This is a genomic window from Streptosporangium canum (assembly GCF_900113865.1).
Classification (GTDB): Bacteria; Actinomycetota; Actinomycetes; order Streptosporangiales; family Streptosporangiaceae; genus Streptosporangium; species Streptosporangium canum.
Map to the genome: position 1 here is coordinate 1 of NZ_FOQY01000013.1, position 20,317 is coordinate 20,317.

Below are 20,317 nucleotides of genomic sequence, written 5' to 3' on the forward strand. Positions count from 1 at the left end.
GGCCGTCCCGGAATATTGGCGGGCGACCCCCGCCGACCGCACGCCCTTCTTCAAAAACCCCGTGTCATCCAGAATTAGAACACCTTGTTCGGCATCTCCTATGGATTCGGTAACCAGGGAGCGCATATCGTCACGCACGCCATCCATATCCCAAGCATAGAAATTCAGCAGACGCTGAATACGTTCCGGGCCGTCCGCGCCTGATATCTCCGCAAGGGTCCAGCCATTCTTCCGCTCGAGCTCGCTGAGGAGTCCGCGCAGGTATGAAGCCGCCTGGCGGCGCGACTCCACCCGAGGAAAACGATGAGCGAACACCGCTAAAAAGTCGGAGAACTCCCGCGACCAGGCTTCGACATCGATCGTGACCACACACCACTATCGACATTTCACGAGAAAGAGTTACAACCTGTCGTTGCAGTACTAGCCTTCGCATTGACGTTTTCCCTGTAGCGAGGGTCGTCTTCTTCCTCCCAGATCCTGTGCAGCGCAGTGCCGCGGCCCACAGCACCTCTGTCGATGTACTCCAGGTAGTCTCCTGGGATCACCTTGCTGGTGTTGGCGAAGGCGCTTTTGATGTGACGAGCGACCTCCCCGTGGTTCACGCTCTTTTCGTAGTAGGTGAGGAACCTGTTCCCCTTGGCCAGGATGCAGCCTCCGTAATTGTCCTTGTACTTGGGTGAGGTGTCGCACATCACCTCCGGCTCCTCGTGGAAGTTCTTGACGTCTTCATCCTTCAGGAGCTTGCCGTTGAGGTAACCGCCGACTTCGATGTACGGGGCTATCTTGCAGGTGCCGACCTTGTCGGGCCCGCTGCTGTCGGCGGTACGGGACTTGATTTTGAAGTGTGCGTAGGGGTTTGACTTCCAGTCCGCACGCGACGCCTTTCTGGAAGAGGGTCCGTCGACGGCGCAGACGCCAGGACCGGGGTCGCCCGCCGTCGTGATGTTGGCATTCAGCATGATGTCGTTGATGCTGACGCCCTCGGGCGGGACTGTAGAAAAAACGGTGTAACTCCTGATCAAGGAGACACACCTGATGAGTACTGTGATCCAGGCATCCGAAGCGATGGACCTGGAGGCGGCCGCGGTGACGCGGGAAGAACATGGAACGTCGGATCGGGAGCTGGTGGCCAGGCTGGTCGACCAGGCCCATGCCGAGGGGCTGGAGCTGGTCGGTGAGAACGGTCTGTTGGGCCGACTGACCAAACTGGTACTGGAGTCCGCGCTGGAAGGCGAGATCACTGACCATATCGGCTATGACAAACACGATCCGGCCGGACGCGGCGCCGGCAACTCCCGCAACGGCACCCGGGCCAAGACCGTCCTGACCGACGTCGGCCCGGTAGAGATCACCGTCCCACGCGATCGGGACGCCAGCTTCGAGCCGAAGATCGTGCGCAAGCGGCAGCGGCGGCTGGCCGGCGTCGATGAACTGGTCATCTCCCTGTCAGCCAAGGGCCTGACCACCGGAGAGATCTCCGCGCACCTGGCCGAGGTCTATGGCGCCGAGGTCTCCAAGCAGACCATCTCCACCATCACCGACAAGGTGCTGGAGGGAATGGCCGAGTGGCAGAACCGGCCGCTCGATCCGGTCTACCCGGTGGTCTTCATTGATGCGATTCATGTGAAGATCCGTGATGGGCAGGTCGCCAACCGGCCGATCTACGTGGCGTTGGCGGTCACCGTTGACGGCGAGCGCGACATCCTCGGGTTGTGGGCGGGCGACGGCGGCGAGGGCGCAAAGTTCTGGCTGCACGTGCTGACGGAGATCAAGAACCGCGGCGTCACCGATGCGCTGATGGTGGTCTGCGACGGGCTCAAGGGTCTGCCGCAGGCGATCGAGCAGGTCTGGTCCCGGGCGGTCGTGCAGACCTGCGTGGTGCATCTGCTGCGCGCCTCCTTCCGCTACGCCGCCCGCCAGCACTGGGACGCCGTGGCCAAGGCGCTACGGCCGATCTACACCGCGCCGACCGAGGCTGCAGCTCTGGAGCGGTTCTATGAGTTCGCCGAGGCCTGGGGCGGGCGTTATCCGGCGATCGTCAAGCTGTGGGAGGACGCCTGGGCGGAGTTCGTGCCCTTCCTCAACTTCGACGCCGAGATCCGCCGGGTCATCTGCTCCACCAACGCCATCGAGTCGGTCAACGCCCGGATCCGCCGAGCGGTCAAGGCCCGCGGCCACTTCCCCAACGAGCAGGCGGCGCTCAAGTGCGTTTACATGGCGATCATGAGTTTGGACCCTACCGGCAAGGGCCGCAAACGCTGGGTTACCCGGTGGAAGGCCGCGCTGAACGCCTTCGCCATCACCTTCGACGGACGCCTGTCAGTCGGCCAGAAGTAGACAATCAAAACGATCAGTTACACCGTTTAATTGACAGACCCGTCAGGTAGCGGAATGTGGGATAACGATTGCGGTTCGTGATCGTTTCGGAGTGGTGAATGTGGTTGGTTGGGTGGGATTTCTGCTTGATCGTGTTCGTGTCGGAGACGGTCAGGTGGTCACCTCATCTAGGCGTGGCTGGGTGCTGATCGAAGCTGGCCGCCAGACATGTCAGGATGCGTCGAAGGTGACGGCAAATTCTGGAAGAGGTTGAGCGCTACCGGCCCACGGTGGAGAACGTGTGGCACATCTCCCCACGGCAGCAGCGGCTCGTCTGGGCCGAGGTTCCGGAGTCGCTCCAGGGCGCGGTTGGTCACCTCGGAAACTGCCCGCAGCGTGGCGGTTGTCAGCGGGAGATAGTCGTCCTCGGTGCCGGGGTCGGCAGTTCGGGCTCCCGGTGTGACACGCATGAGCCGGATGCAGCATCGTGCTGGGTCAAGTTGCGAGGTATCGAGTGTCCAGACCGGGACGTTGCCCATGGGCAGCCCAGCACTTCGCACCGCGTCGAACAACACTGTGGGGTTGAGCGGTGAAAGGAAGACCACGTCGGCCCATGTGCACTCGAGCGGTATCACTCGTTCACGTAGACGGTGCTCTCGGCCGGCGTACTTGGCGACGTGACGCGCGTGGAGGTCTGGGTAGCGCTCCCGAAGCATTGCCAGCGGCAGGAGCTGGTCACCATGCGGATCCGTGATCATGGCGTGGAAGAGGCGCCCGCGAGCGCGCTGCTGAGTGGGTTCGGTGGGCATAAAAAAAGCGTCGGGCTCGAAGGAGGCCGACGCATGATCAATTATATCCGATGCCCTGCATTGAGAGCTCCTTGATCTCACTTCACTACCTGACGGCTGGGGACATGTTCGGGAGCGGAGAGCCTGGCCTGGTGGCTGCTGGGCAGCCTGCCCGCGCTGCCGAAGACCGCCGAGGAGGTCACCGCCCGCCAGGGCGCCCTGCAGCGCGTCACCATCAGCCCCAGCCGCAACGGCGAGAGCCGCCCCGCCCCGCTCTGGACCTCAACGCAATCTGGAAGTGATCACCATTGAGAAAACCTCAGTGGCCATGATCCTGCGTAATACGACGGTGGTACGGCGACGCGGCGCCGCTTGGCGGGCACCAACGGGACCAGCGTCTGAGCCCTTCTGAATGCCGGACCTCTGAGTGACCAACTGGGTGACAACGCCCATGGACGAGACCAGACGGTGATGGATCACTATGGACCGTATGCGCAGGTGAGAAGGGAGATTGAGGGACGCCCTACAGGGGTTTCGGGGCGGCGAGACTTGCTCAGGACCGACCGCGGGGGTGTCGTCTGGCGGTGATGTCCGCCGTAATGAGCAGTCCGGCAGGGATGACTGTGAGAAGGAAACCGCTCGGTCCGATCAGGCTGACGGCCAGTGCTCCCCAGGCGAGGGTCACCCAGCCGACATACCCGGGAACGTGTTGTCCCTGCCGCCCCGCCCGCGCCACCAGTAGCCCCAGCAGCACCAGCACCACGACGAATCCACCGGGCAGCGCCCAGAACGTTGCCACCGAGTCGCTGTCCGCGGCACGGTTGCGGAGGTCCCCGGCGAGCCAGCTAGACCAGGGGGCGAGGAGGGCGAACACGGCGGTGTGCGCCATGGCGATCAGGATCATGGTTCGGCCGGCCCAAATGGTGAGCCGACTCGGGGGTGCGGACAATGCAGGTGAGTAGGCCGTGGGTGTGGTGCTCATGGTTACCAGCTTCTCTGGGCCGCGGCCCGGTGTGCTCCCCCGCAGGAGGGATCCGGCTCCCTCGCTCCGGGGAGTGGCGCACAGATGCGGCGCTTACGGCCGCAGCAGTGGTCGATTCTTTTCGCCCGCGGCGCCAGGCTCGCCGAAGACAGCGGCGCCGCGATTCTCACCGCCTATTTGGACCACTACGTGCTTCGGCTGGATTGCCACTACGACCAGCACGACGCGGTGGGTGCGCTGCTCAACCTTGACGAGCGGCTCGGCACTGATCGCGCCGCATGCTGGCCTGCCTGCTGGAAATCGACATCATCCGCGACATGCAGGGAGACTGTGACCCAACCGCGACATTCGCCCGCGAGTCGGCCAGCCCACCACCCATGCCGCGCCGACGGAAGTCCACGCCTCAGCCCGGCCGCGCCGCCCAAGAGCCGCAAGCAAGGGGCGGCAGTCGCATGCAGGGCCGGGGGCGGTGGCAGGTGCCAGGGCAGGACCAGCCACACCCCCTCGCCCAGCTGCTTGATCACCTCGCTGTACACGCCGACCTCGGCTTTATTCGCCAGCCGAACATAGATCACTCAAAGCTGGTCAACGCCTCCGCCGTCCAGCTCGGTGCCGCCATGGCTGCCCTGGGCCTGTACGACGGGACCAACGCCGCCGACGAGCACGCGGCCGAGGCGGCCCGGCTCGGCGGGGACGGCCCGTACCGGATGCGGCTGGCCAACGCGCCGAGGTCACGCTGTACGAACGCGCGATGGACCGCACCGCCCGCGTGCTCGGCGATCTGGTGAGACTCGACCTCGAGACACGCCTGATCCGGCTCAACGAGCGGCAGGGCGCGATGCTCGCCGAAGTGATCCGCGGCTCCCTCGACGAGCACCTGGCCCGGGTCCTGGCTCTGCTCGGCGACCGCGCCGAGGCCACCGCGATCCGCCAGTCCTGGCCCATCTGGTCCTCCCAGATCGTGCCCGCCCAGATCGCGACCGTTGTGGCCGGTGACCGTGGCTGACCCGAGCAGGGCCCCGGTGCGCCTGCCCGAGCGGGCCACCATGACCGTCACCGAGACCGCCCGGATCCTGGGCATTCACCGCGACACCGCCTACGACGCGGTGCGCCGCGGCGACCTGCCGGCCATCCGGGTGGGCCGGGCCATCTTGGTGCCGACCGCCCTCCTGGCGGCGATGCTCGGACTGCCCGCCCCGGGGGCCGGCGACGTCGCCCCGCCGTGAGGGGATTTTGGGACTTTCGTGACACCCCTACGCGGGCGCGTGTGAGGTCCAGCCGAACGCAGAGTCTCGAACGCCCACCGCAGAGGCGGGGAGTTTCCGCAGGTCAGGCGTTACCGCGATAAGGGAAGTTATCGGGCGTTAGGCGAGCCGGTGACCTGCGGAGGTGCCGCCGGATCACCTCGAGGGCAGGTGCCGGCACACCGGGCGCTGCTGGTAGCCGCCGCTGACATCGGCGTCGACGGTGGCCCAGAACGCCGCCGAGGTTGAACTCGTTCTTGACGCCTCCGTCCGACTGCGCCGAGGTATATCATCCTTTGCAGAACGATGACGTGCACGTGACGGGCACCAGTGCTCCAATAGCACGACGGCTTACCAGCAGCGGTCCTGGGACGAGCGGATGGAAACCGCGACCTCCCTCAATGACCGGACTCGCCCGGCTTGCGTACACCGATGGTTTCGCGTGGGCGCAGAGCCCATGTCCCCGGCATGGCCGGGGTAGCCGTCCCGTGACGAGCACCGGACGGCATTGAGCAGGCAAGGAAGTCCTGCCATGTCCCCACACGCCAGGACCGTCGTCACCGAAGACGGCACCGAGATGCAGATCGAGCGCGACCCCCGGCCGCTGCCACTGCCCGACTCCAAGGACCTCAGCGCGCTGAAGCGCTCCCTGCGCGCCAACCCCAACATCAATCTCACCGGCGCCGCGATCGATACCGCCGTCGGGATGTTCATCGACCTGCCCAAGGTCATCCGCATCGCGACGCACCAGTCGGGCATCGATGGCCTGAGCTCGCAGTATGCCGGCAGCACCCACCTGTTCATGCTCGAAGGCGAGGCGGACGCCGAGGCGCCGTCGTACCCCTTGGGGAATCCGCGGTTGGGCGACCTGCTGCATGGTGTGCCGAAGGGGCCGCGGATCACCGGCGTCCGAGACGAAGACGGATGCCTCCAGGCGCAGCTTGTCGTCGAGTTCGACTCGGTCGCCGACGCCGAGAGTCTGGTGGAGAGCACCGTCCGCGGAACGCTCCAGGACCCGGGCGCCAACTACAGCGACTCGATCCTTGGGCACGGGGTGATGACCCCGGTCGAGGCCGTCCTGGTGGAGGTTCGCTTCGCTGACGGCAGCCCGTCGCTGCACGTCGCCGCGCTGTACGACGGCACCTCGCGAGTCACCAGCGCAGCGCTCGTCCGATACCGCGAGAGCACGGATCCGGCGCAAAACGTGGCGCGTGCGGCGCAGGAACTCCGGCGGGCCCTGACGACGCCCTCGCGCAAGCGCCGGGCGGCGTACCTGAAGGAGGCCGAGGCTGCCAACCTCGCCTACGTGCGAGACGGGCTCACCATGCCGGTGCTGCGCCAGCTCCAGGCCCGGCGGGTGCCCGTCCGGCTGATCGTTGGGGCGCAGTTCAGTGATGAGAACAACCTCGCCGAGCTGCCCGCCGCGATCACCGCAGCACAGAGCACCCGCCACATCAGCGTCAATCCCTGGCGCGAGGCGGCCAAGGACACCGTGACCGCGCAGCGCACGGTGCTGCACCTGCGCCAGGCCGACCAGGTGGCGGAGTCGTTCGTCCACCTCATTGAGGACCGCCCGCTCGATGACAAGCAGGTCGAAGAACTGTTCCCGGGGGCCGACCCCGAGCTGGTGACCGACCCTGCGACCGGCCGTGCCCGGCCGTTGTGGCGGGCGGCGGTCATCGTGCACACGCTGACCGACCCCGAGGTCCACAAGGAGGCCAAGCGGTTCATCCGCAGCGACCAAGGCATCGCCATGGTTCATCCTCACCGCTACGCCGGGTTCGTCGGGGTCCTGGTGGACCTGCCCTGGCGGTGGGCCAAGCCGCAGACCACCGACACCGCCCGCAACGCCTGGCGCAACGGCGGCGTCCTGTCCGACGGAATCCTCAAGGATGACTGGGAGCCGCTGTTCGAGTCGATCGAGGAGCTCGTCCGGCTCGCCGACGACGGGAACGTCTCGGCCCGGCTTACCCTGCAGGTACTGGCAGGCACCGCGCTGCTCGCCGACGGCATCCTCACCCGCGACCGCGGCAGCAAGATCGGTGAGGACGGGGTAACCTACCGGGCCACACCGCCGGTGTTGCTGGCGTCGTGGGCCGACACGCGGCATGGGCGACTCCAGGCCATCCGGATCGTGCGCGGCTTCAACCCCACCCGCGCCGGCGGCTCGGGCACCGGCCGGGCCATCAAGGTCGACTACACCTACCCGCTGGTGGACGAGAAGGGCGATCCGGTCCGCTCGGGGGAGAGCCACCGGGTGCTCATCGAGGGCGACCTGTTCGACCAGGCCAACCCAGAGAAGGCCGCTGAAGGACGCGAAGAGATCAACGAAGCGCAGAGGAAGCGCGACGCGCAGAAGGGCCACAAACCCTCCCGTGAGCAGCTGAACGAGCAACGGCGCTTCATGATTGTCGAAAACATCGGCCGCGCGGGGACCACCGTCCAGCAGTTGGAGGCTGAGATCCCCGACTACCCGAGCAAGCTGTCCGAACACCCCTTCGGAAAGCGCGCCGACTGGCAGCTGATGCGGAAGAGGATCAACGACCTCGGCGAGTCCTTGATCACGGTCATGCCGCCGGCCGATCCCGAGCCCCCTCTGTTCGACGACCCCGAAGAGAAAGAGGAGACGCCCGAGCAGGAAGAGGAGAAGTGAGTACCCGCCCGCGCCCGCTGGCGCCGGGTCACCCCACCGCGGTCATGTGGCAGCGGCTACTCGCCTGCACCCCGGTCGCTCGTGCGCTCACCGACCCAGCCGACGCGCGAAGCCGGTCCTTGGCCTGGCCGCTGCCCGCCGTCCTCCCCGTCGACCTGCCGCATGGGCCGCTGGTCTACCTGATGCTGGAAAGCTCAGGCAGCTTCCGATATGTCGGGCGGACGATCCAGCCGTTGACTCGGCGGATCGCTCGGCACCGGCTGGACCGGCCGGATGTTGCCACTCGGTGGCGATGGGTTCTGGTCGCGAAGGTCAATCCGGCCATGGCAGGTCCGGCTGAGGAGTGGATACGGGCGGTGCTTCAGCCGCCGGACAACCGGATCCGTGCCGCAGGGTGGGCGCAGGTAGCCTCCTGATCTCTGGCCGCCGCAACCATCTCCCAGATCGTTCCCCGCGCCACCACGTAACATGTAAACGTCCCCGATCCTTTCCTGGTTGGGACAAACTGCTGCCCTCGGACTGACTATCCGAACACACAGGACGGCAGAAGCCCCCGCCGACCACACGTCGGCGGGGGCTTTTTCACGCCAGCTACCCGGCCACGCATTTCAGAACACCATCCCGGGGTTGAGGAACTCGCTCAGATCAAGGAAGACATCCCCGCGCTGGTCCGTGCCGTCAGCCTGCTCACCGCCGAGAACGCCGAGCTGCGCGAACTCCTGGAAATGCCCACGGCCAACGTCGTTCCCCTACGGCCTGATGAGCACTGGCGACAGTGTCGTAACGGGCGGCGAAGCTCCTGGCGTCCGATGGTTTCGGGAGCCACAGAGGGCTCACCGAGGGTGATCGTCCGCCAAAATAGCGGGATGCCCCAACCAGTCCCCGCCGACCTCCTGGAAATCGCTGAAGCACTGGTTCCTGACGCTGCTCTTGCCTCCGCACGCCTTGCCGAGCACGGGAACATGCACCACGTCGTGCTGTTCCCCGGCATCGCCGCCGTGCGTATCAGCAAGCGCCCCAGTGCCGCCGCCGAGCTGCCGCGCCGGGTCGAAATTCTTCGGGCCGTTGCGGCGGCCGGCCTGCCTTTCGCCGTGCCGGAGCCGCTGACTGCGGTGGCCACGTTCGGGGAACGTGCGGCCGTCGCGATTTCGTGGATTGACGGCGAGGGGCTGCCGGAAGGCAACGGGGACCCGGCGGCGTTCGGCCTGCTCTTGGAGGCAGTGGGCAAGGTTGAGATCTCGCCGGAGCTCGAGGCCGTTCTCCACAGGCCGCGCCGGTATGCCGATGGCTTGGGATGGGCCGACATCCTGAACGACGAGATCGTTCCGCGCCTGCCGGCGAAGTGGCGTGACGGAGTTCGGCAGCGGCTGGACACGCTGCTGGCGCTTGAGGAGGTCCCGGCCAGGCTTGTCCACGGCGACCTCGGCGGCAGCAACTTCCACTTCGGCGAGGACGGCAAGCTGACCGGCGTCCTCGACTGGGACATGGCGATTCTGTCGGACCCAGCGATCGACGCGGCACTCGTCGCGGCCTGGCATGGCTGGGACGTCCTCCGGGCCGCTACCGACGAGGAGACCTACCGACGCGCCTGGGCCTGGAACGACGCGGTCGGGGTCGGGCACCTCCACCCGGTGTTTGCCGGCAAACCCTTGTCACGCGTCGACGGTCTCGTCCGGTCCGTCATCGCGTGGTTGGAGGAGCGCGGCTGATGCCATCTCTCCGGATCGGGCGGGGACGGTCCGGGTAGCGGTTTCGATCTCACACAATGCGGGTTGCGTGAGGCCCCGGTCCGCCCGACCAGGGAGAACCGGAGTTTCGATGCGGAAACGACGGGCCTGGGAGGCGGAATTGCCTACCTGGGCCCATGTCCGTTGGTCCACCAGTCAATGGCGATCAGGAACGCTCGAACAGCGAGTGCCGCCCCTTCCCCGAAGACCAGCTTCTTGCGGCGTCGCCGGTGCGCAGCCATGAGAGATATCTCCCTCCTGGGCCCCTGTGACCAAGGAAACGACCGTGGGGCCTGCTTCCGGTCGATCCCTGCAGGAGACCGACCGCTGAGCGGCGATGCTCGGCGACGCGGAGTGGGAGAGACGGTTCAGTGCTGCATCTTCTTGCGGTGCACGCGAATGCTGGCGGGGGCACCGAGGTAGTTGCAGCTCGCTTCGGGGCAGGCCTCCCAGTAGCCCTTCTCCACCGCGGCCTCGCGGACGCCGTTTTCGGGGCCGAAACCGTGGTGGGCGATGAGTCGGGCGACGGAGTTGTCGTACCGGGCCGCCAGGAGGGCGGCTTCTGCGATCTTGTCGTGTCCCTGGGAGAAGAAGGAGCCGAGACCAACCTCGGTTCCACATCCACACCAGCACGTACCTGTCGGCATCAGGCGGGGTTCGCTCTTAGGCATACCTTCAAGGTAGACCTTCTAGAAGGGGAGTCAAGAAATAGTTCCTAGGAAACTTTCCAAGCGATTCTCGATCATGAGAATCTGGGTTGCGATAACATGCCTTATCGCAACCCAGAACATGGGGTCAGGCACGGACGAAAGGACCCTTTCGGATGACCGAGTTGGTACGGCCGACACCTGACACCACGACCCCGGCGACCATCGCCGCGGCGCACACCGCCGACCGGGAGCTGAGCGAGGCCGCCCGCGCCCGGGTCGCCGGCGGACTGGCCGACAACACCAGCCGCGCCTACGCCCGCGACTGGGAGATCTTCACCGCCTGGTGCGCCACCCACCACCGCACGCCGCTGCCCGCCTCGGCCGAGACGCTCGCCGAGTACGTCACCCATCTGGCCGCCACCCCGACCCGGCGCGGCACGCCCCCGGCGCCGTCGACGATCGAGCGGGCCCTGGCATGCGTGCAGTCCCGGCACAAGAAGGCCGGGCTGACCGTCAACGCCGAAGGCGGCCGCCTGGCCCTGCGCGCCTACCGAAAAGAGCGGGCCAAAGCCGGGACACGCACCCGCAAGGCGCCGCCGGCCGAGCTCGACCTGCTGCGCCGGATGATCGACGGATGCGACCCCGCCACCCTGGCCGGCCTGCGCGACCGCGCCACCCTGGTGCTCGGCTTCGCCCTGATGGGCCGCCGCTCGGAGCTGGCCGCCCTCGACCTCGGCGACCTGGCGCTGACCGCCGACGGCCTGGAGGTCACCATCCGCCAGTCCAAGACCAACCAGGACGCCCGCGGCGAGGTGGTGCCCCTGCCCTACGGCTCGCACCCCGACACCTGCCCGGTGCGCGTCGTGCAGGCCTGGAGTACCGCCCTGGCCGAGCACGGCATCACCGCCGGGCCGCTACTGCGCGGCATCGACCGGCACGGCCGCATCACCACCGCCCACGCCGGCGCCTCGGGCAAGGCAGCAGCACGGATGAGCGGCCACGGCCTCAACCTCATCGTGCGCCGCGCCGCGACGCGGGCCGGCCTGCCCAACGCCGAGACCTACACCGCCCACTCGCTGCGCTCCGGCGGGGCCACCACCGCCGCCAAGAACGGGGCGCCCGTCTCGGCGATCGCCCGGCACGGCCGCTGGTCGGAGAAGTCCCCCGTGGTGCACGGCTACATCCGCTCCGCCGACAAGTGGCGCGACAACCCCATGCGGGGAATCGGCCTGTGACCTCAGAAGGGGCGTCGGTAAGAATCGCGTCACCCGGCCCAAACGAGCGGCGTTACTGCAGGTCACCCTACGCAACGGGCCCAACCCGCCGAGGGCGGGTGTCAGTCCGGGCGTAGGCTCAGGAGCCGACTGGCTGGAGGGGCGGTCCAGTGGTGTTCGCCCGGCCGCGGGACTGGATCTTTCAGGCGGCCGAGAGCCCAGGTGAGAAGAAACTCCAGCCCGATTCCGGCGACTGAACCGGCAGCGCTACGGTGCCTCCCCGCGCAGTCATGAGCCGGTGGGGTGCCACGACTGCCGCGCCGGTGGTGGCCGGATGAGGCCACGAGACGGCGATGCTTACGGCCGTCCTGTTCCGCGGCCGGCGGGGCGAGAGCGGCAGAGCCAATGATCTACCCCCTTGGCGGCCAGGGCGAAGGTTGGGCCCTCGGCAGCCCGGACCTGCGGCGTCGCACCGAGACGGAGAAGCGGTGCCGGCGTCGCCGATCGTGGCCGGATGGGGGTCGTGGTCATATTCCGACGAGACTTCTCGATAAGCGCTGAGCCGCAGGTCGGCTGAGTGTTGGGCCCGACGCTCGGGTCGGAACCACCGAAGGAAAGGTGGAGCCGTTCTGGCACGTCACGGGCGGCGCCTGCCCATCCTCACGGAGCGGGCTTCACCAGCAGCTGGATGAACCGTTCGCTCTCCAGCGGGTGCTGGCGCGCGTCCACGACCACCATGTTCTCGCCCTGCCCGCCTGGCAGGACCACGAACGTCGAGTCCAGGCCGCGGCGATCGAGTTCCTTGCGCACCTCCTCCAGCGGCTTGCCTTTAACCGGGTAACCCTCCAGGAGGCCGCCCTTCCCGGTCACCGAGCGGGAGCCGGCGAACTCCTTGACCAGCTTCTCGCCGCGGTCGTCGGCGACCAGCTCGCACGGCGCGACGGGATCCTTCATGAGGATCGTGCTGGTGCTGCTGCCGCCGCCGGACAGTGGGGTGATCGTCCAGACGAAGGTTTCACCCGGGCGGAACAACGTGGTGTCGACCCGCATCTGCCAGCCCCGCTCGTCGCCCGGTATGTTCTGGGGCGCGTAGTAGAGGCCCTTGGGCACGTCCTCGACGTATTCGGCGCGCGGCTCCTTGCACTTCTTGCCCTCGGGCGCGTAGTCCACGATCGCGGGGACGCCCAGCTCTTTGAGCTGCCTGCTCAGTCCGGTGGCGTCCTTGAAGTCGGTCACCCTGACCCACACCACCCCGTCCGCCTGCTTGGTAACGGCCCAGGAGGCCGAGGTGTAGGTGCCGCTGTCGTCCAGAACGCTCGGCACGACCACCGCCGCCACGGCGAGCGCCACGGCGACCGCCAGTCCCAGCGCGAACCGGGGCCGCTGCAACCAGCGCCGCGCGGCTTTCTCGGCGGGCGCGTGCGCGGTGATCTCCGCCAGCAGCGCCCGCGCCCCCGCGCCGGACGGGTCCCCGCCGTGCTCGCCCGGCTTCACCCTGGCCAGGGTTTTCGTCATCGTCTCGATCTCGTCCATCACAGCGACCCTTCCGTAGATACCAGCCGGTCCGTCCGCACTCCTGCCTCGGTCAGCGCCCGTGCGAACCGTTTGCGCGCGCGATGCAGCCGCACCCGAACGGCGTTGCGCGTCAGGCCCAACACCGCGGCGACCTCCTCCCGGTCCAGGCCCTCCCAGGCGACCAGGGCCAGCACCTCCCGATCGTCGTCGGGCAGCGTGGTGAACACCCGCGCCACCGCCTCGGCCTCGACCCCGCTCTCCGGCGCGGCGGCATAGAGGTCGGTCATCTCCCCGTCGAGCTCGACGGTCCTGGCCCGGCGCCGGTTGTCAGTGCGGTAGTGGTTGGCCAGCACCTTCCTAGCCACGCCGTACAACCAGAGCAGGGCCGGCTCTCCGCGCGGCAGCTTGTCCACCTTGCGCCAGGCGATGGCGAACGTCTCGGCGACCACGTCGGCCGCGTCCTGCGGCGCGATGCAGCGGCGTATCGCATATGCGGTGATCTGGCCATACGTCTGCCGGTAAACGGCCTCGAATCTGGCCAGCCGTTCTTCATTCACGGGCGTCCTTTGTCAGGCGAAAATACGGACATCACTTTCTATGTACGGCAAGGCCTGGGCATTACCGGTCCCGCGAAACTTTGATGAGCAAAGCCAGATGCCTGCCCGCGAGCAGCAGGGGCGTCTCGCTCTGGGACACCGGGGCGGACTCGTGCGCGTGCTGCTGACGGGCCTTGGCCAGGGCCAGCACGCGCGGGTCGGGGGTGGACCTGCAACGGAACCGGATCGCACGTTAAGCCGGTTCGGGGAGATCAGGAGGGGTGGCCGGTGCGGGCTCGCCGAGGGGCGGATTGCCCGTGGGAATGTCGATTCCCGCAGCCGGATCAGTCCTCGCTGAACAGCGCCGTCATGCCGCTGAGCATCTCCAGCAGGATGTCGACGTTGCCGATCGCGGCGACCAGGCATTCGCGGGCCGCCCGCACCAGGCTGCCGCAGAGTGCGGTGTCGATGGCGGTAGCCAGACTTCGCGAAGCAGGTTCTGTCGTGGCCCGCACCGATCCACGTGACCGCCGCCGGACACTGCTGCGTCACGCAAAGCACCTCTCCGATCGGGTCGGAGAGGTGCGCGCGCGCACAATCGACGAGGCACTCGGCCGCGCTCTCGGCACCGACGACACGGACGAGATCCGTGATGTCGTGCACGCCCTGGAAGCGATGTCCCAACGGTTGGGCCCGCAATCGGCCCAGCCAGGCTGACCTCGCCCCGCTCTGGATCATCCGCGCGATCGCCTCAACACGGATGGGGGTATCCCTCGCGAGGGCGCCGGTCACCTTGGCGTCGCTATGCCGCCGCACCGCTACACATGAGTCGCCGGCACGGCGAATCTTGCATCGCGGTCGTGCTGAGCGCCCCCCGCCGGAGGCGAAGTCCGTCTCGCGCGCTCCGGCGGTTCCGCCGGTCACCCGGGGCGGGGATCACCGGACGGGTTCCTGACCGCCGCGCAGCGGTAGCCGTACGGTCACCCGCCACTCCCCGTCCACCGCCCCGGCGTCCAGACGGCCGCCCAGCAGCGTCACCCGCTCCCGCATGCCCGCCACCCCTCGGCGTCCGGTCCGCTCCGGCCGCTGCCGGGCCCGGTTGCGCACCTCCAGCTCAAGACGGTCGTCATGGACGGCCGCCACCAGCCGGGCCGGGCCGGAGCCATGCCGGAGCGCGTTGGTCAGCGCCTCCTGGACGATCCGGTAGGCCTCCCGCGAGACCAGTGCGGGCAGCGCGGAGAGATCGCCGGTGATCTCGGCGGCGGCGCCGGTCGAACGGACCAGCTCGGGCAGGTCCGCCAAGGTCCTGGCCGGAGCGCGGTCGCCGCTCTCCTCCTCGCGCAGCAGCCCGAGCACGTGATCCAGATCCTCCAGGGCCGAGCGTGCGGACTCCTCGATCGCCGTCAGCGCGGTACGCGCCGCCTCCGGATCCCGGTCGAGCACCCGGCCGGCCGCGCCCGCCTGGATGGTCACCACGCTGAGCGCGTGCCCGACCGAGTCGTGCAGCTCGCGGGCGAGCCGGTTGCGCGTGGCCAGCAGCCGGGCCCGCTCCTCCAGCGCCGCCAGCCGGTCGGCCGGGGTGGGGCCGAGCAGGGCCGGGGCGAGCCGCGCCAGCAGCGTCCCCGCGCCCGCCGCCGCGTAGACGAGCAGCGCGAGCGTCGCCAGCGCCGCCGCCGGTCCCCACGCGCCGCTCCAGCCGGCCGTCACCGTGAAGCTGAGGAACCCGATCCGGTCGCCCAGCAGCGGCAGCAGGGACAGCCAGATCACGAACGGCACCAGCGCGAGCGTCGCCCCCGCCAGCACCGCGCCGATCCCCAGGTGCAGGGTGAACCAGGCCGCGGTACGGCGCCGCTCGGCCCAGGTGCGTGCTGGCCGGTCCGGAGGGGAGTCGATCCGGGCGCCCAGCAGGCCCCGCGCGGCGGTCAGCTCCAGCGCGCGCACCGGCAGGAACAGCCCGGTCAGCGCGATCAGGGGGAGCGCGCCCGCCAGGACGGCCGGATCCATGGAGACCAGCGTGTAGGCCGTCGTCTCCCGCAGTCTCAGCAGCTCCGCGAGCACCGTGCCGACCATCACGTACGGCGTGGCCAGCGCGCCGCCCAGGATCAGGCACGTCCACCCGAGATAGGTGGCCGAGCTGGTCAGCGGGGCCAGGATGCGTCTCACGCGGGCAATCCTCCCAGCTCGTGTTGGGGTGCGCCCTCCCACCGGGGAGGGACCGCCTCCCTCCTGCGGGGGAGGGGTGGATACGCTCTGCCGGGCGGACATCTGATTCGGGGGCTTGGCGTGGATATGGCGGAGATCGTCCTGCTGCTCGTGGCGGCGGCCGGGGCGGGATGGATCGACGCCGTGGTCGGCGGGGGAGGGCTGCTGCAGCTTCCGGTGCTCCTCATGGCCGGGCTCTCACCGGTCCAGGCGCTGGCCACCAACAAGTTCGCCGCCATCTTCGGCACGGCCTCGGCGGCCGTGACCTACGCCAGGACCACCAAGATCGACGCAGGGGTGGCGGTACCGGCCGGGCTGGGCGCGGTGGTGTTCGCCGGGCTGGGCGCGGCGTCGGCGGCGGCGATCTCCCGGGAGGCGCTCATCCCGCTGGTCATGGTCACCCTGGTGAGCGTGGCGCTGTTCGTCACCTTCCGCCCTGCCTTCGGCACCCATCCCCAGCCCCATCTGCGCACCCGCGTGAGGACCGTTGCCGCGATCGCCGTCACCGGCGCCGGGATCGCCTTCTACGACGGCATCCTGGGCCCGGGCACCGGCACCTTTCTGATCATCGCCTTCACCACGATCCTCGGCATGGACTTCGTGAGCGGCTCGGCCCATTCGAAGATCATAAATTCCTGCACGAATCTGGGCGCCCTGCTGGTCTTCGCCTATCAGGGGCATGTGCTGTGGCTGCTCGGCCTGGCCATGGCCGTCTGCAACATCGCCGGAGCCCAGCTCGGCGCCCGGATGGCCCTGCGCCGGGGGGCGGGGTTCGTGCGCGCGGTCCTGCTGTGCGTGGTGATCGTGATGGTGGCCAAGCTGGGCTACGAGCAGTTCGCCGCCTGACGCCCCGTGGTGGCGGCGCATGTGCGCCTCGGCGGACCGGCGGTCCAGGACCACGTCGGAGTCGAGCCGGTGGATCACGTCACCGGTGGCGGTGGCGAGCCCCGGAGGCTGCTCCGCTCCGATCCGGTGATCTACTTTGTAAAGGGATGGGGCCGGAGCGCGGCCGCCGCCAGTGCCACGAAGGCCGCCAGAACCACGGGGATGACCAGGGCGCGTGGCAGCCCCACCAACTCGGCCACGCTGCCGATCAGCACCGGACCGCTGAGGAAGCCCACGTAGGACAGGCTCGCCACCCGGGCCAGAGCCTGCCCGGCGCGGGCCGGGTCGCGCCGTCCGGCGGCGGAGAAGACCTGCGGGACGATGCACGACAGGCCCGCGCCGAAACAGCCGAAGCCGATGACCGCGGCCACCGGATGGTCGGCCAGCAGGGCGGCGCCGAGCCCCGAGGCGGCCAGCAGGCCGCAGCCGCGCACCAGCGTCACCGGGCCCAGCCGGGCGGCCAGCCGGTCACCCACCAGGCGGCCGGCGGTCATCATGATGGAGAACGCGGCGTAGGCCGCCGCGGCGAACCCGGCCGAACTGCCGAGGGCGTCGCGCAGGTAGACCGAGCTCCAGTCCGCCGCCGCCCCCTCCCCGATCATGCAGCAGATCCCCAGCAGGCCCAGGAGGAGCAGGCCGCGGTCCCAGCCCGCCGTACCGGCGCCGCCCGTGGCGTCGGCGTCGGCTCGGGCGGGTGCCGCCGGGACGGCGAACGCCCAGCGGGAGGCCCACAGGGCCAGGACGGCGATGGCCGCGGCCAGGACGGCGAAGGTGGCCGCGGGGGTGAACGCGGCGTGCGCGAGCAGCCCTCCGACGGCCGCGCCGACGAACCCGCCGATGCTGAACACCGCGTGGAAGGACGACATGAGCGGCCGGTCCATGGCCCGCTCGACCTCGACGGCGTTGGCGTTCATCGCCACGTCGAGCGTGCCGTGCACCGCGCCGAAGGCGAACAGCGCCAGTGCCAGGGCGGCCAGGTTCGGCATGTAGGCAGGGAGGATCAGCACGACGCTCTGCGCGAAGGCCATCGGCAGCATCACCCTGACGCTGCCGTAGCGGTCGACCAGGCGGCCCACCACCTGCATGCCCGCGATCGCCCCGGCGGCGATGCCGAGCAGTCCGAGGCTGAGCTGGCCGTCGCTCAGCCCGAGCTCCTGCTTGATGGAGGGGATCCGCGCCGTCCAGGTGCCGATGGCCATGCCGGCGAGCAGGAAGAGCAGGCAGACCGCGACTCTGCCGCGGACGAGCGTGCCGCGGTCGGCGGTGGTGACGTGCATGAGGGGGAAGCTCCAGTCAGACGGTGCGGACGATGACGCCCGCGGCGACGAGGGCGTCGTGCTCGGCCGGGGGGAGCGCGGTGTCGGTGACCACCATGTCGAGGCGGTCCAGGGGGCAGACGGCGCCGAAGGCGGTGCGGCTGAACTTGCCGGAGTCGGTGGCCGCGACGACGCGCCGGGCGGAGGAGATCGCCGCCTGCTTGACGGCGACGTCGGACAGGTCGTGGGCGGTCAGGCCGTGCTCGGCGGACAGGCCGCAGCAGCCGATGACCGCGGTGTCGAAGCGCAGGGAGCGGACGGCGCCCTCGGTCAGGGGGCCGACGAGGTTGAGCTCCCCGGGGCGGACCTCGCCGCCGGGGAGCACCAGGCGGATCCGCGGGGCCGTGCTGAGCTCGTGGGCGGCCTGCAGGGAGAGCGGCAGGACCGTCAGGCGGCGGTCGCGGATCGCCCTGGCGATCTCCAGGTTGGTGGTCCCGCCGTCCAGCAGCACGGCCTCGCCGTCGGCGAGCAGCGAGGCGACCTCGGCGGCGATGCGCCGTTTGGCCTCCACCGCCTCGCGTTCGCGGACCCCGAACGGCGGCTCCTCCCCGCGCAGCAGCAGGCTCACCGCGCCGCCGCGCACCCGCCTCACCACGCCCTGCTGGGCGAGCTCGTCGAGGTCGCGGCGGATGGTCATCTCCGACACCGCGTGCTCGACGGCCAGCTCCGCCACCGAGACGGTGTCGCTGACGCGCAGCGCGGACATGATCGCCCGAATCCGATCAGCACTTTCCATGCGTTCATTTGAACACGAGCTGTGTGACTTTGGCAATCGTGCGGAACAATGGGCGGCATGCGTGCGAGTCGTCTGCTGTCACTCCTGCTGCTCCTGCAGACCCGGGGGCACATGACGGCCACCGAGCTGTCGCAGGAGCTGGAGGTCTCGGTCCGGACGGTCTACCGGGACGTGGAGGCCCTGTCGTCGGCGGGGGTGCCGGTCTACGCCGATCGAGGCCCGGCCGGAGGATACCGGCTGCTGGACGGCTACCGCACCCGCCTCAACGGGCTGACCGCCGAGGAGGCCTCCTCGCTGTTCCTGGCCGGGCTGCCCGGCCCCGCCGCCGAACTCGGGCTGGGGGAGGTGGCCGCCAACGCCGAGCTGAAACTGCTCGCCGCGCTGCCTCCCGAACCGCGCTTCCACGCCTCCCGGATGCGTGAGCGCTTCCACCTGGACGTCCCGGGGTGGTACAGAGGCGCCGACGAGGCGCCCTTCCTGGGGGAGGTCTCCGAGGCGGTGTGGGACCAGCGCCCGCTGCGCATGACCTACCGCCGATGGGGCCCGCGCGACGTCGAGCGCCTGGCCCATCCCTACGGCCTCGTCCTCAAGGGCGGGTCGTGGTACATGGTGGCGGCCGTCGGCGGGGGAGAGCCGCGCACCTACCGCGTGTCGCGGATCCTCGCCGCCGAGATCGCCGAGGGCCGTTTCGAACGGCCCGGAGACTTCGAGCTGGCCGCCTACTGGGAGCGCTACGCGGACGACTTCCGGGCCCGGATGTACACCGCCGAGGCCCTGGTGCGGGTGGCGCCCGGCATCGAGGACATGTTCCGCTATACCGTCGGCGCCGATGTCGCCGACGCCGCGCTGGCCGAGGCGGGCCCGCCCGACGATCGCGGCTGGGTCGTCGTGCGCCTGCCGATCGAGTCGGTCAGGCACGCCCACTGGCTGCTGCTGCGCCTGGGCGCCGACGTCGAGATCCTGGAGCCCGCCGAGCTGCGCGCCCGGATGGCCGCCACGGTCGCCGCGCTCGGCGGGCTGTACGGCGCGCGCCAGGACTGATCGTCGGCCGACTCGGCTCAGGAGGCGGGTGGTGCCTGCGGCAACGGCGCGAACAGGTCGACGGCGTTGCCGTCCGGGTCGCGCACCAGCGCGTAGCGCTGCCCCCAGAACGCGTCCCAGGGCTGCTTGTGCCCCTCGTAACCGGCCTGGACGAGGTCGGCGTAGACCCGGTCCACCTCCTGCGGATCGTCACAGGCGAAGGCCAGGCCGATCCGGGCGCCGCCGTGGGAGGGGGCCCATTCCGGATCGAAGGAGCGGATGGTGTCGACGGTGTCCCACGCGAGCCGCAGCCCGCCGGGGAGGTCCGTCTCGACATGCGGTTCGGAATCGGCGCTCTGCGGGATGTCCAGCCCGAGGCGGCGGTAGAAGGCCAGAGACTTGCCCATATCGGCTACGACGAGACCGATCAGATTGAAAGAAGGTGCCATACCCGCCACGTTACGGTCCGGCGGCCCGCCCGTCTTGAACGGATCGGACATGCCGGCCCGCGGTGTCCGTCCGCGGCAGGGGTC

At 69.1% G+C, this 20,317-nt stretch carries 24 protein-coding genes; 11 read left to right on the forward strand and 13 right to left on the reverse strand.

Translation table 11 applies throughout. The features are described from left to right. Together BM085_RS20090 and BM085_RS20095 are read right to left on the reverse strand one after the other, a co-directional pair. On the reverse strand, positions 1–360 hold a 360-nt coding region (locus tag BM085_RS20090; protein WP_425443270.1), incomplete at its 3' end, for a transposase. A 26-nt stretch (positions 361–386) separates the two neighbouring features. Next, positions 387–1,022 carry a hypothetical protein gene (locus BM085_RS20095; protein WP_093888497.1) on the reverse strand — a complete coding sequence of 212 codons (636 nt, stop codon included), beginning with the start codon at positions 1,020–1,022 and terminating at the stop codon, positions 387–389. A 43-nt stretch (positions 1,023–1,065) separates the two neighbouring features. On the opposite strand from BM085_RS20095, the gene BM085_RS20100 reads away from it, so the two are divergent. Next, complete coding sequence (locus BM085_RS20100) at positions 1,066–2,337, forward strand: IS256 family transposase (RefSeq protein WP_245789495.1); 1,272 nt, start codon at positions 1,066–1,068, stop codon at positions 2,335–2,337. 167 nt (positions 2,338–2,504) lie between these two features. On the opposite strand, the gene BM085_RS43185 is transcribed toward BM085_RS20100, so the two are convergent. The 3 genes from BM085_RS43185 to BM085_RS20105 form a co-directional block, all read right to left on the reverse strand. Further along, positions 2,505–3,125 carry a hypothetical protein gene (locus tag BM085_RS43185; RefSeq protein WP_143120990.1) on the reverse strand — a complete coding sequence of 207 codons (621 nt, stop codon included), beginning with the start codon at positions 3,123–3,125 and terminating at the stop codon, positions 2,505–2,507. 77 nt (positions 3,126–3,202) lie between these two features. Beyond that, complete coding sequence (locus tag BM085_RS44520; protein ID WP_177245176.1) at positions 3,203–3,340, reverse strand: hypothetical protein; 138 nt, start codon at positions 3,338–3,340, stop codon at positions 3,203–3,205. A 317-nt stretch (positions 3,341–3,657) separates the two neighbouring features. Beyond that, positions 3,658–4,053 carry a DUF6463 family protein gene (locus BM085_RS20105; protein WP_425443271.1) on the reverse strand — a complete coding sequence of 132 codons (396 nt, stop codon included), beginning with the start codon at positions 4,051–4,053 and terminating at the stop codon, positions 3,658–3,660. 117 nt (positions 4,054–4,170) lie between these two features. On the opposite strand from BM085_RS20105, the gene BM085_RS47420 reads away from it, so the two are divergent. The 6 genes from BM085_RS47420 (at position 4,171) to BM085_RS20135 (ending at position 9,692) form a co-directional block, all read left to right on the forward strand. Then, positions 4,171–4,656 (forward strand): DUF6000 family protein, encoded by a 486-nt coding sequence (locus BM085_RS47420; protein WP_093888500.1) that lies wholly within the window; start codon positions 4,171–4,173, stop codon positions 4,654–4,656. 47 nt (positions 4,657–4,703) lie between these two features. Beyond that, positions 4,704–4,874 (forward strand): DUF6245 family protein, encoded by a 171-nt coding sequence (locus BM085_RS44525; RefSeq protein WP_177245177.1) that lies wholly within the window; start codon positions 4,704–4,706, stop codon positions 4,872–4,874. Beyond that, positions 4,838–5,092 carry a hypothetical protein gene (locus BM085_RS20115; RefSeq protein ID WP_093888501.1) on the forward strand — a complete coding sequence of 85 codons (255 nt, stop codon included), beginning with the start codon at positions 4,838–4,840 and terminating at the stop codon, positions 5,090–5,092. The genes BM085_RS44525 and BM085_RS20115 overlap by 37 nt, the downstream gene beginning before the upstream one ends. Beyond that, positions 5,079–5,312, forward strand: a complete 234-nt coding sequence (locus BM085_RS20120) for a helix-turn-helix domain-containing protein (RefSeq protein WP_218158766.1) — start codon at positions 5,079–5,081, stop codon at positions 5,310–5,312. The genes BM085_RS20115 and BM085_RS20120 overlap by 14 nt, the downstream gene beginning before the upstream one ends. Before the next feature lie 550 nt (positions 5,313–5,862). Continuing rightward, a complete protein-coding gene (locus BM085_RS20125; protein WP_093888502.1) occupies positions 5,863–7,983 on the forward strand; it encodes a hypothetical protein in 2,121 nt (706 codons plus the stop codon). Between the two features lie 866 nt (positions 7,984–8,849). After that, positions 8,850–9,692 carry an aminoglycoside phosphotransferase family protein gene (locus tag BM085_RS20135; RefSeq protein WP_093888143.1) on the forward strand — a complete coding sequence of 281 codons (843 nt, stop codon included), beginning with the start codon at positions 8,850–8,852 and terminating at the stop codon, positions 9,690–9,692. A gap of 386 nt (positions 9,693–10,078) precedes the next feature. Here BM085_RS20135 and BM085_RS20140 read toward each other — a convergent pair whose 3' ends face one another. After that, positions 10,079–10,381, reverse strand: a complete 303-nt coding sequence (locus BM085_RS20140; protein ID WP_218158744.1) for a hypothetical protein — start codon at positions 10,379–10,381, stop codon at positions 10,079–10,081. Between the two features lie 152 nt (positions 10,382–10,533). Between BM085_RS20140 and BM085_RS20145 the strand changes: the two genes are divergently transcribed. Beyond that, complete coding sequence (locus tag BM085_RS20145) at positions 10,534–11,595, forward strand: tyrosine-type recombinase/integrase (RefSeq protein WP_093888504.1); 1,062 nt, start codon at positions 10,534–10,536, stop codon at positions 11,593–11,595. Between the two features lie 639 nt (positions 11,596–12,234). Here BM085_RS20145 and BM085_RS20155 read toward each other — a convergent pair. The 3 genes from BM085_RS20155 to BM085_RS44530 form a co-directional block, all read right to left on the reverse strand. Next, positions 12,235–13,107, reverse strand: a complete 873-nt coding sequence (locus BM085_RS20155) for a hypothetical protein (protein WP_093888506.1) — start codon at positions 13,105–13,107, stop codon at positions 12,235–12,237. Next, positions 13,107–13,646, reverse strand: coding sequence for an RNA polymerase sigma factor (locus tag BM085_RS20160; RefSeq protein ID WP_093888507.1), 540 nt, complete (start codon positions 13,644–13,646; stop codon positions 13,107–13,109). Before BM085_RS20160 ends, BM085_RS20155 begins: the two co-directional genes overlap by 1 nt. Positions 13,647–13,969: 323 nt before the next feature. Continuing rightward, positions 13,970–14,140, reverse strand: coding sequence for a hypothetical protein (locus tag BM085_RS44530; RefSeq protein WP_177245178.1), 171 nt, complete (start codon positions 14,138–14,140; stop codon positions 13,970–13,972). Here BM085_RS44530 and BM085_RS43195 point away from each other — a divergent pair. After that, on the forward strand, positions 14,130–14,342 hold the full coding sequence (locus tag BM085_RS43195) for a hypothetical protein (protein WP_143120991.1): 213 nt from the start codon (positions 14,130–14,132) through the stop codon (positions 14,340–14,342). The two genes, BM085_RS44530 and BM085_RS43195, sit on opposite strands and share 11 nt — an antisense overlap. Before the next feature lie 219 nt (positions 14,343–14,561). Here BM085_RS43195 and BM085_RS20165 read toward each other — a convergent pair whose 3' ends face one another. After that, entirely contained in the window at positions 14,562–15,788 is a 1,227-nt protein-coding gene (locus BM085_RS20165; RefSeq protein WP_245789463.1) for a sensor histidine kinase, read from the reverse strand. Between the two features lie 120 nt (positions 15,789–15,908). Between BM085_RS20165 and BM085_RS20170 the strand changes: the two genes are divergently transcribed. Then, positions 15,909–16,673 carry a TSUP family transporter gene (locus BM085_RS20170; protein WP_093888509.1) on the forward strand — a complete coding sequence of 255 codons (765 nt, stop codon included), beginning with the start codon at positions 15,909–15,911 and terminating at the stop codon, positions 16,671–16,673. Positions 16,674–16,804: 131 nt separating this feature from the next. Here the strand turns inward: BM085_RS20170 and BM085_RS20175 are convergent, their stop codons facing one another. Together BM085_RS20175 and BM085_RS20180 are read right to left on the reverse strand one after the other, a co-directional pair. Then, a complete protein-coding gene (locus BM085_RS20175) occupies positions 16,805–17,989 on the reverse strand; it encodes an MFS transporter (RefSeq protein ID WP_093888510.1) in 1,185 nt (394 codons plus the stop codon). A gap of 16 nt (positions 17,990–18,005) precedes the next feature. Further along, the gene (locus tag BM085_RS20180) at positions 18,006–18,764 is read right to left on the reverse strand and encodes a DeoR/GlpR family DNA-binding transcription regulator (RefSeq protein WP_093888511.1); all 759 of its coding nucleotides are present in this window, start codon (positions 18,762–18,764) and stop codon (positions 18,006–18,008) included. A 57-nt stretch (positions 18,765–18,821) separates the two neighbouring features. On the opposite strand from BM085_RS20180, the gene BM085_RS20185 reads away from it, so the two are divergent. Next, the gene (locus tag BM085_RS20185; protein WP_093888668.1) at positions 18,822–19,805 is read left to right on the forward strand and encodes a helix-turn-helix transcriptional regulator; all 984 of its coding nucleotides are present in this window, start codon (positions 18,822–18,824) and stop codon (positions 19,803–19,805) included. A 17-nt stretch (positions 19,806–19,822) separates the two neighbouring features. Here BM085_RS20185 and BM085_RS20190 read toward each other — a convergent pair whose 3' ends face one another. Beyond that, entirely contained in the window at positions 19,823–20,233 is a 411-nt protein-coding gene (locus BM085_RS20190; RefSeq protein ID WP_093888669.1) for a VOC family protein, read from the reverse strand. Between the last annotated feature and the right edge of the window lie 84 nt (positions 20,234–20,317).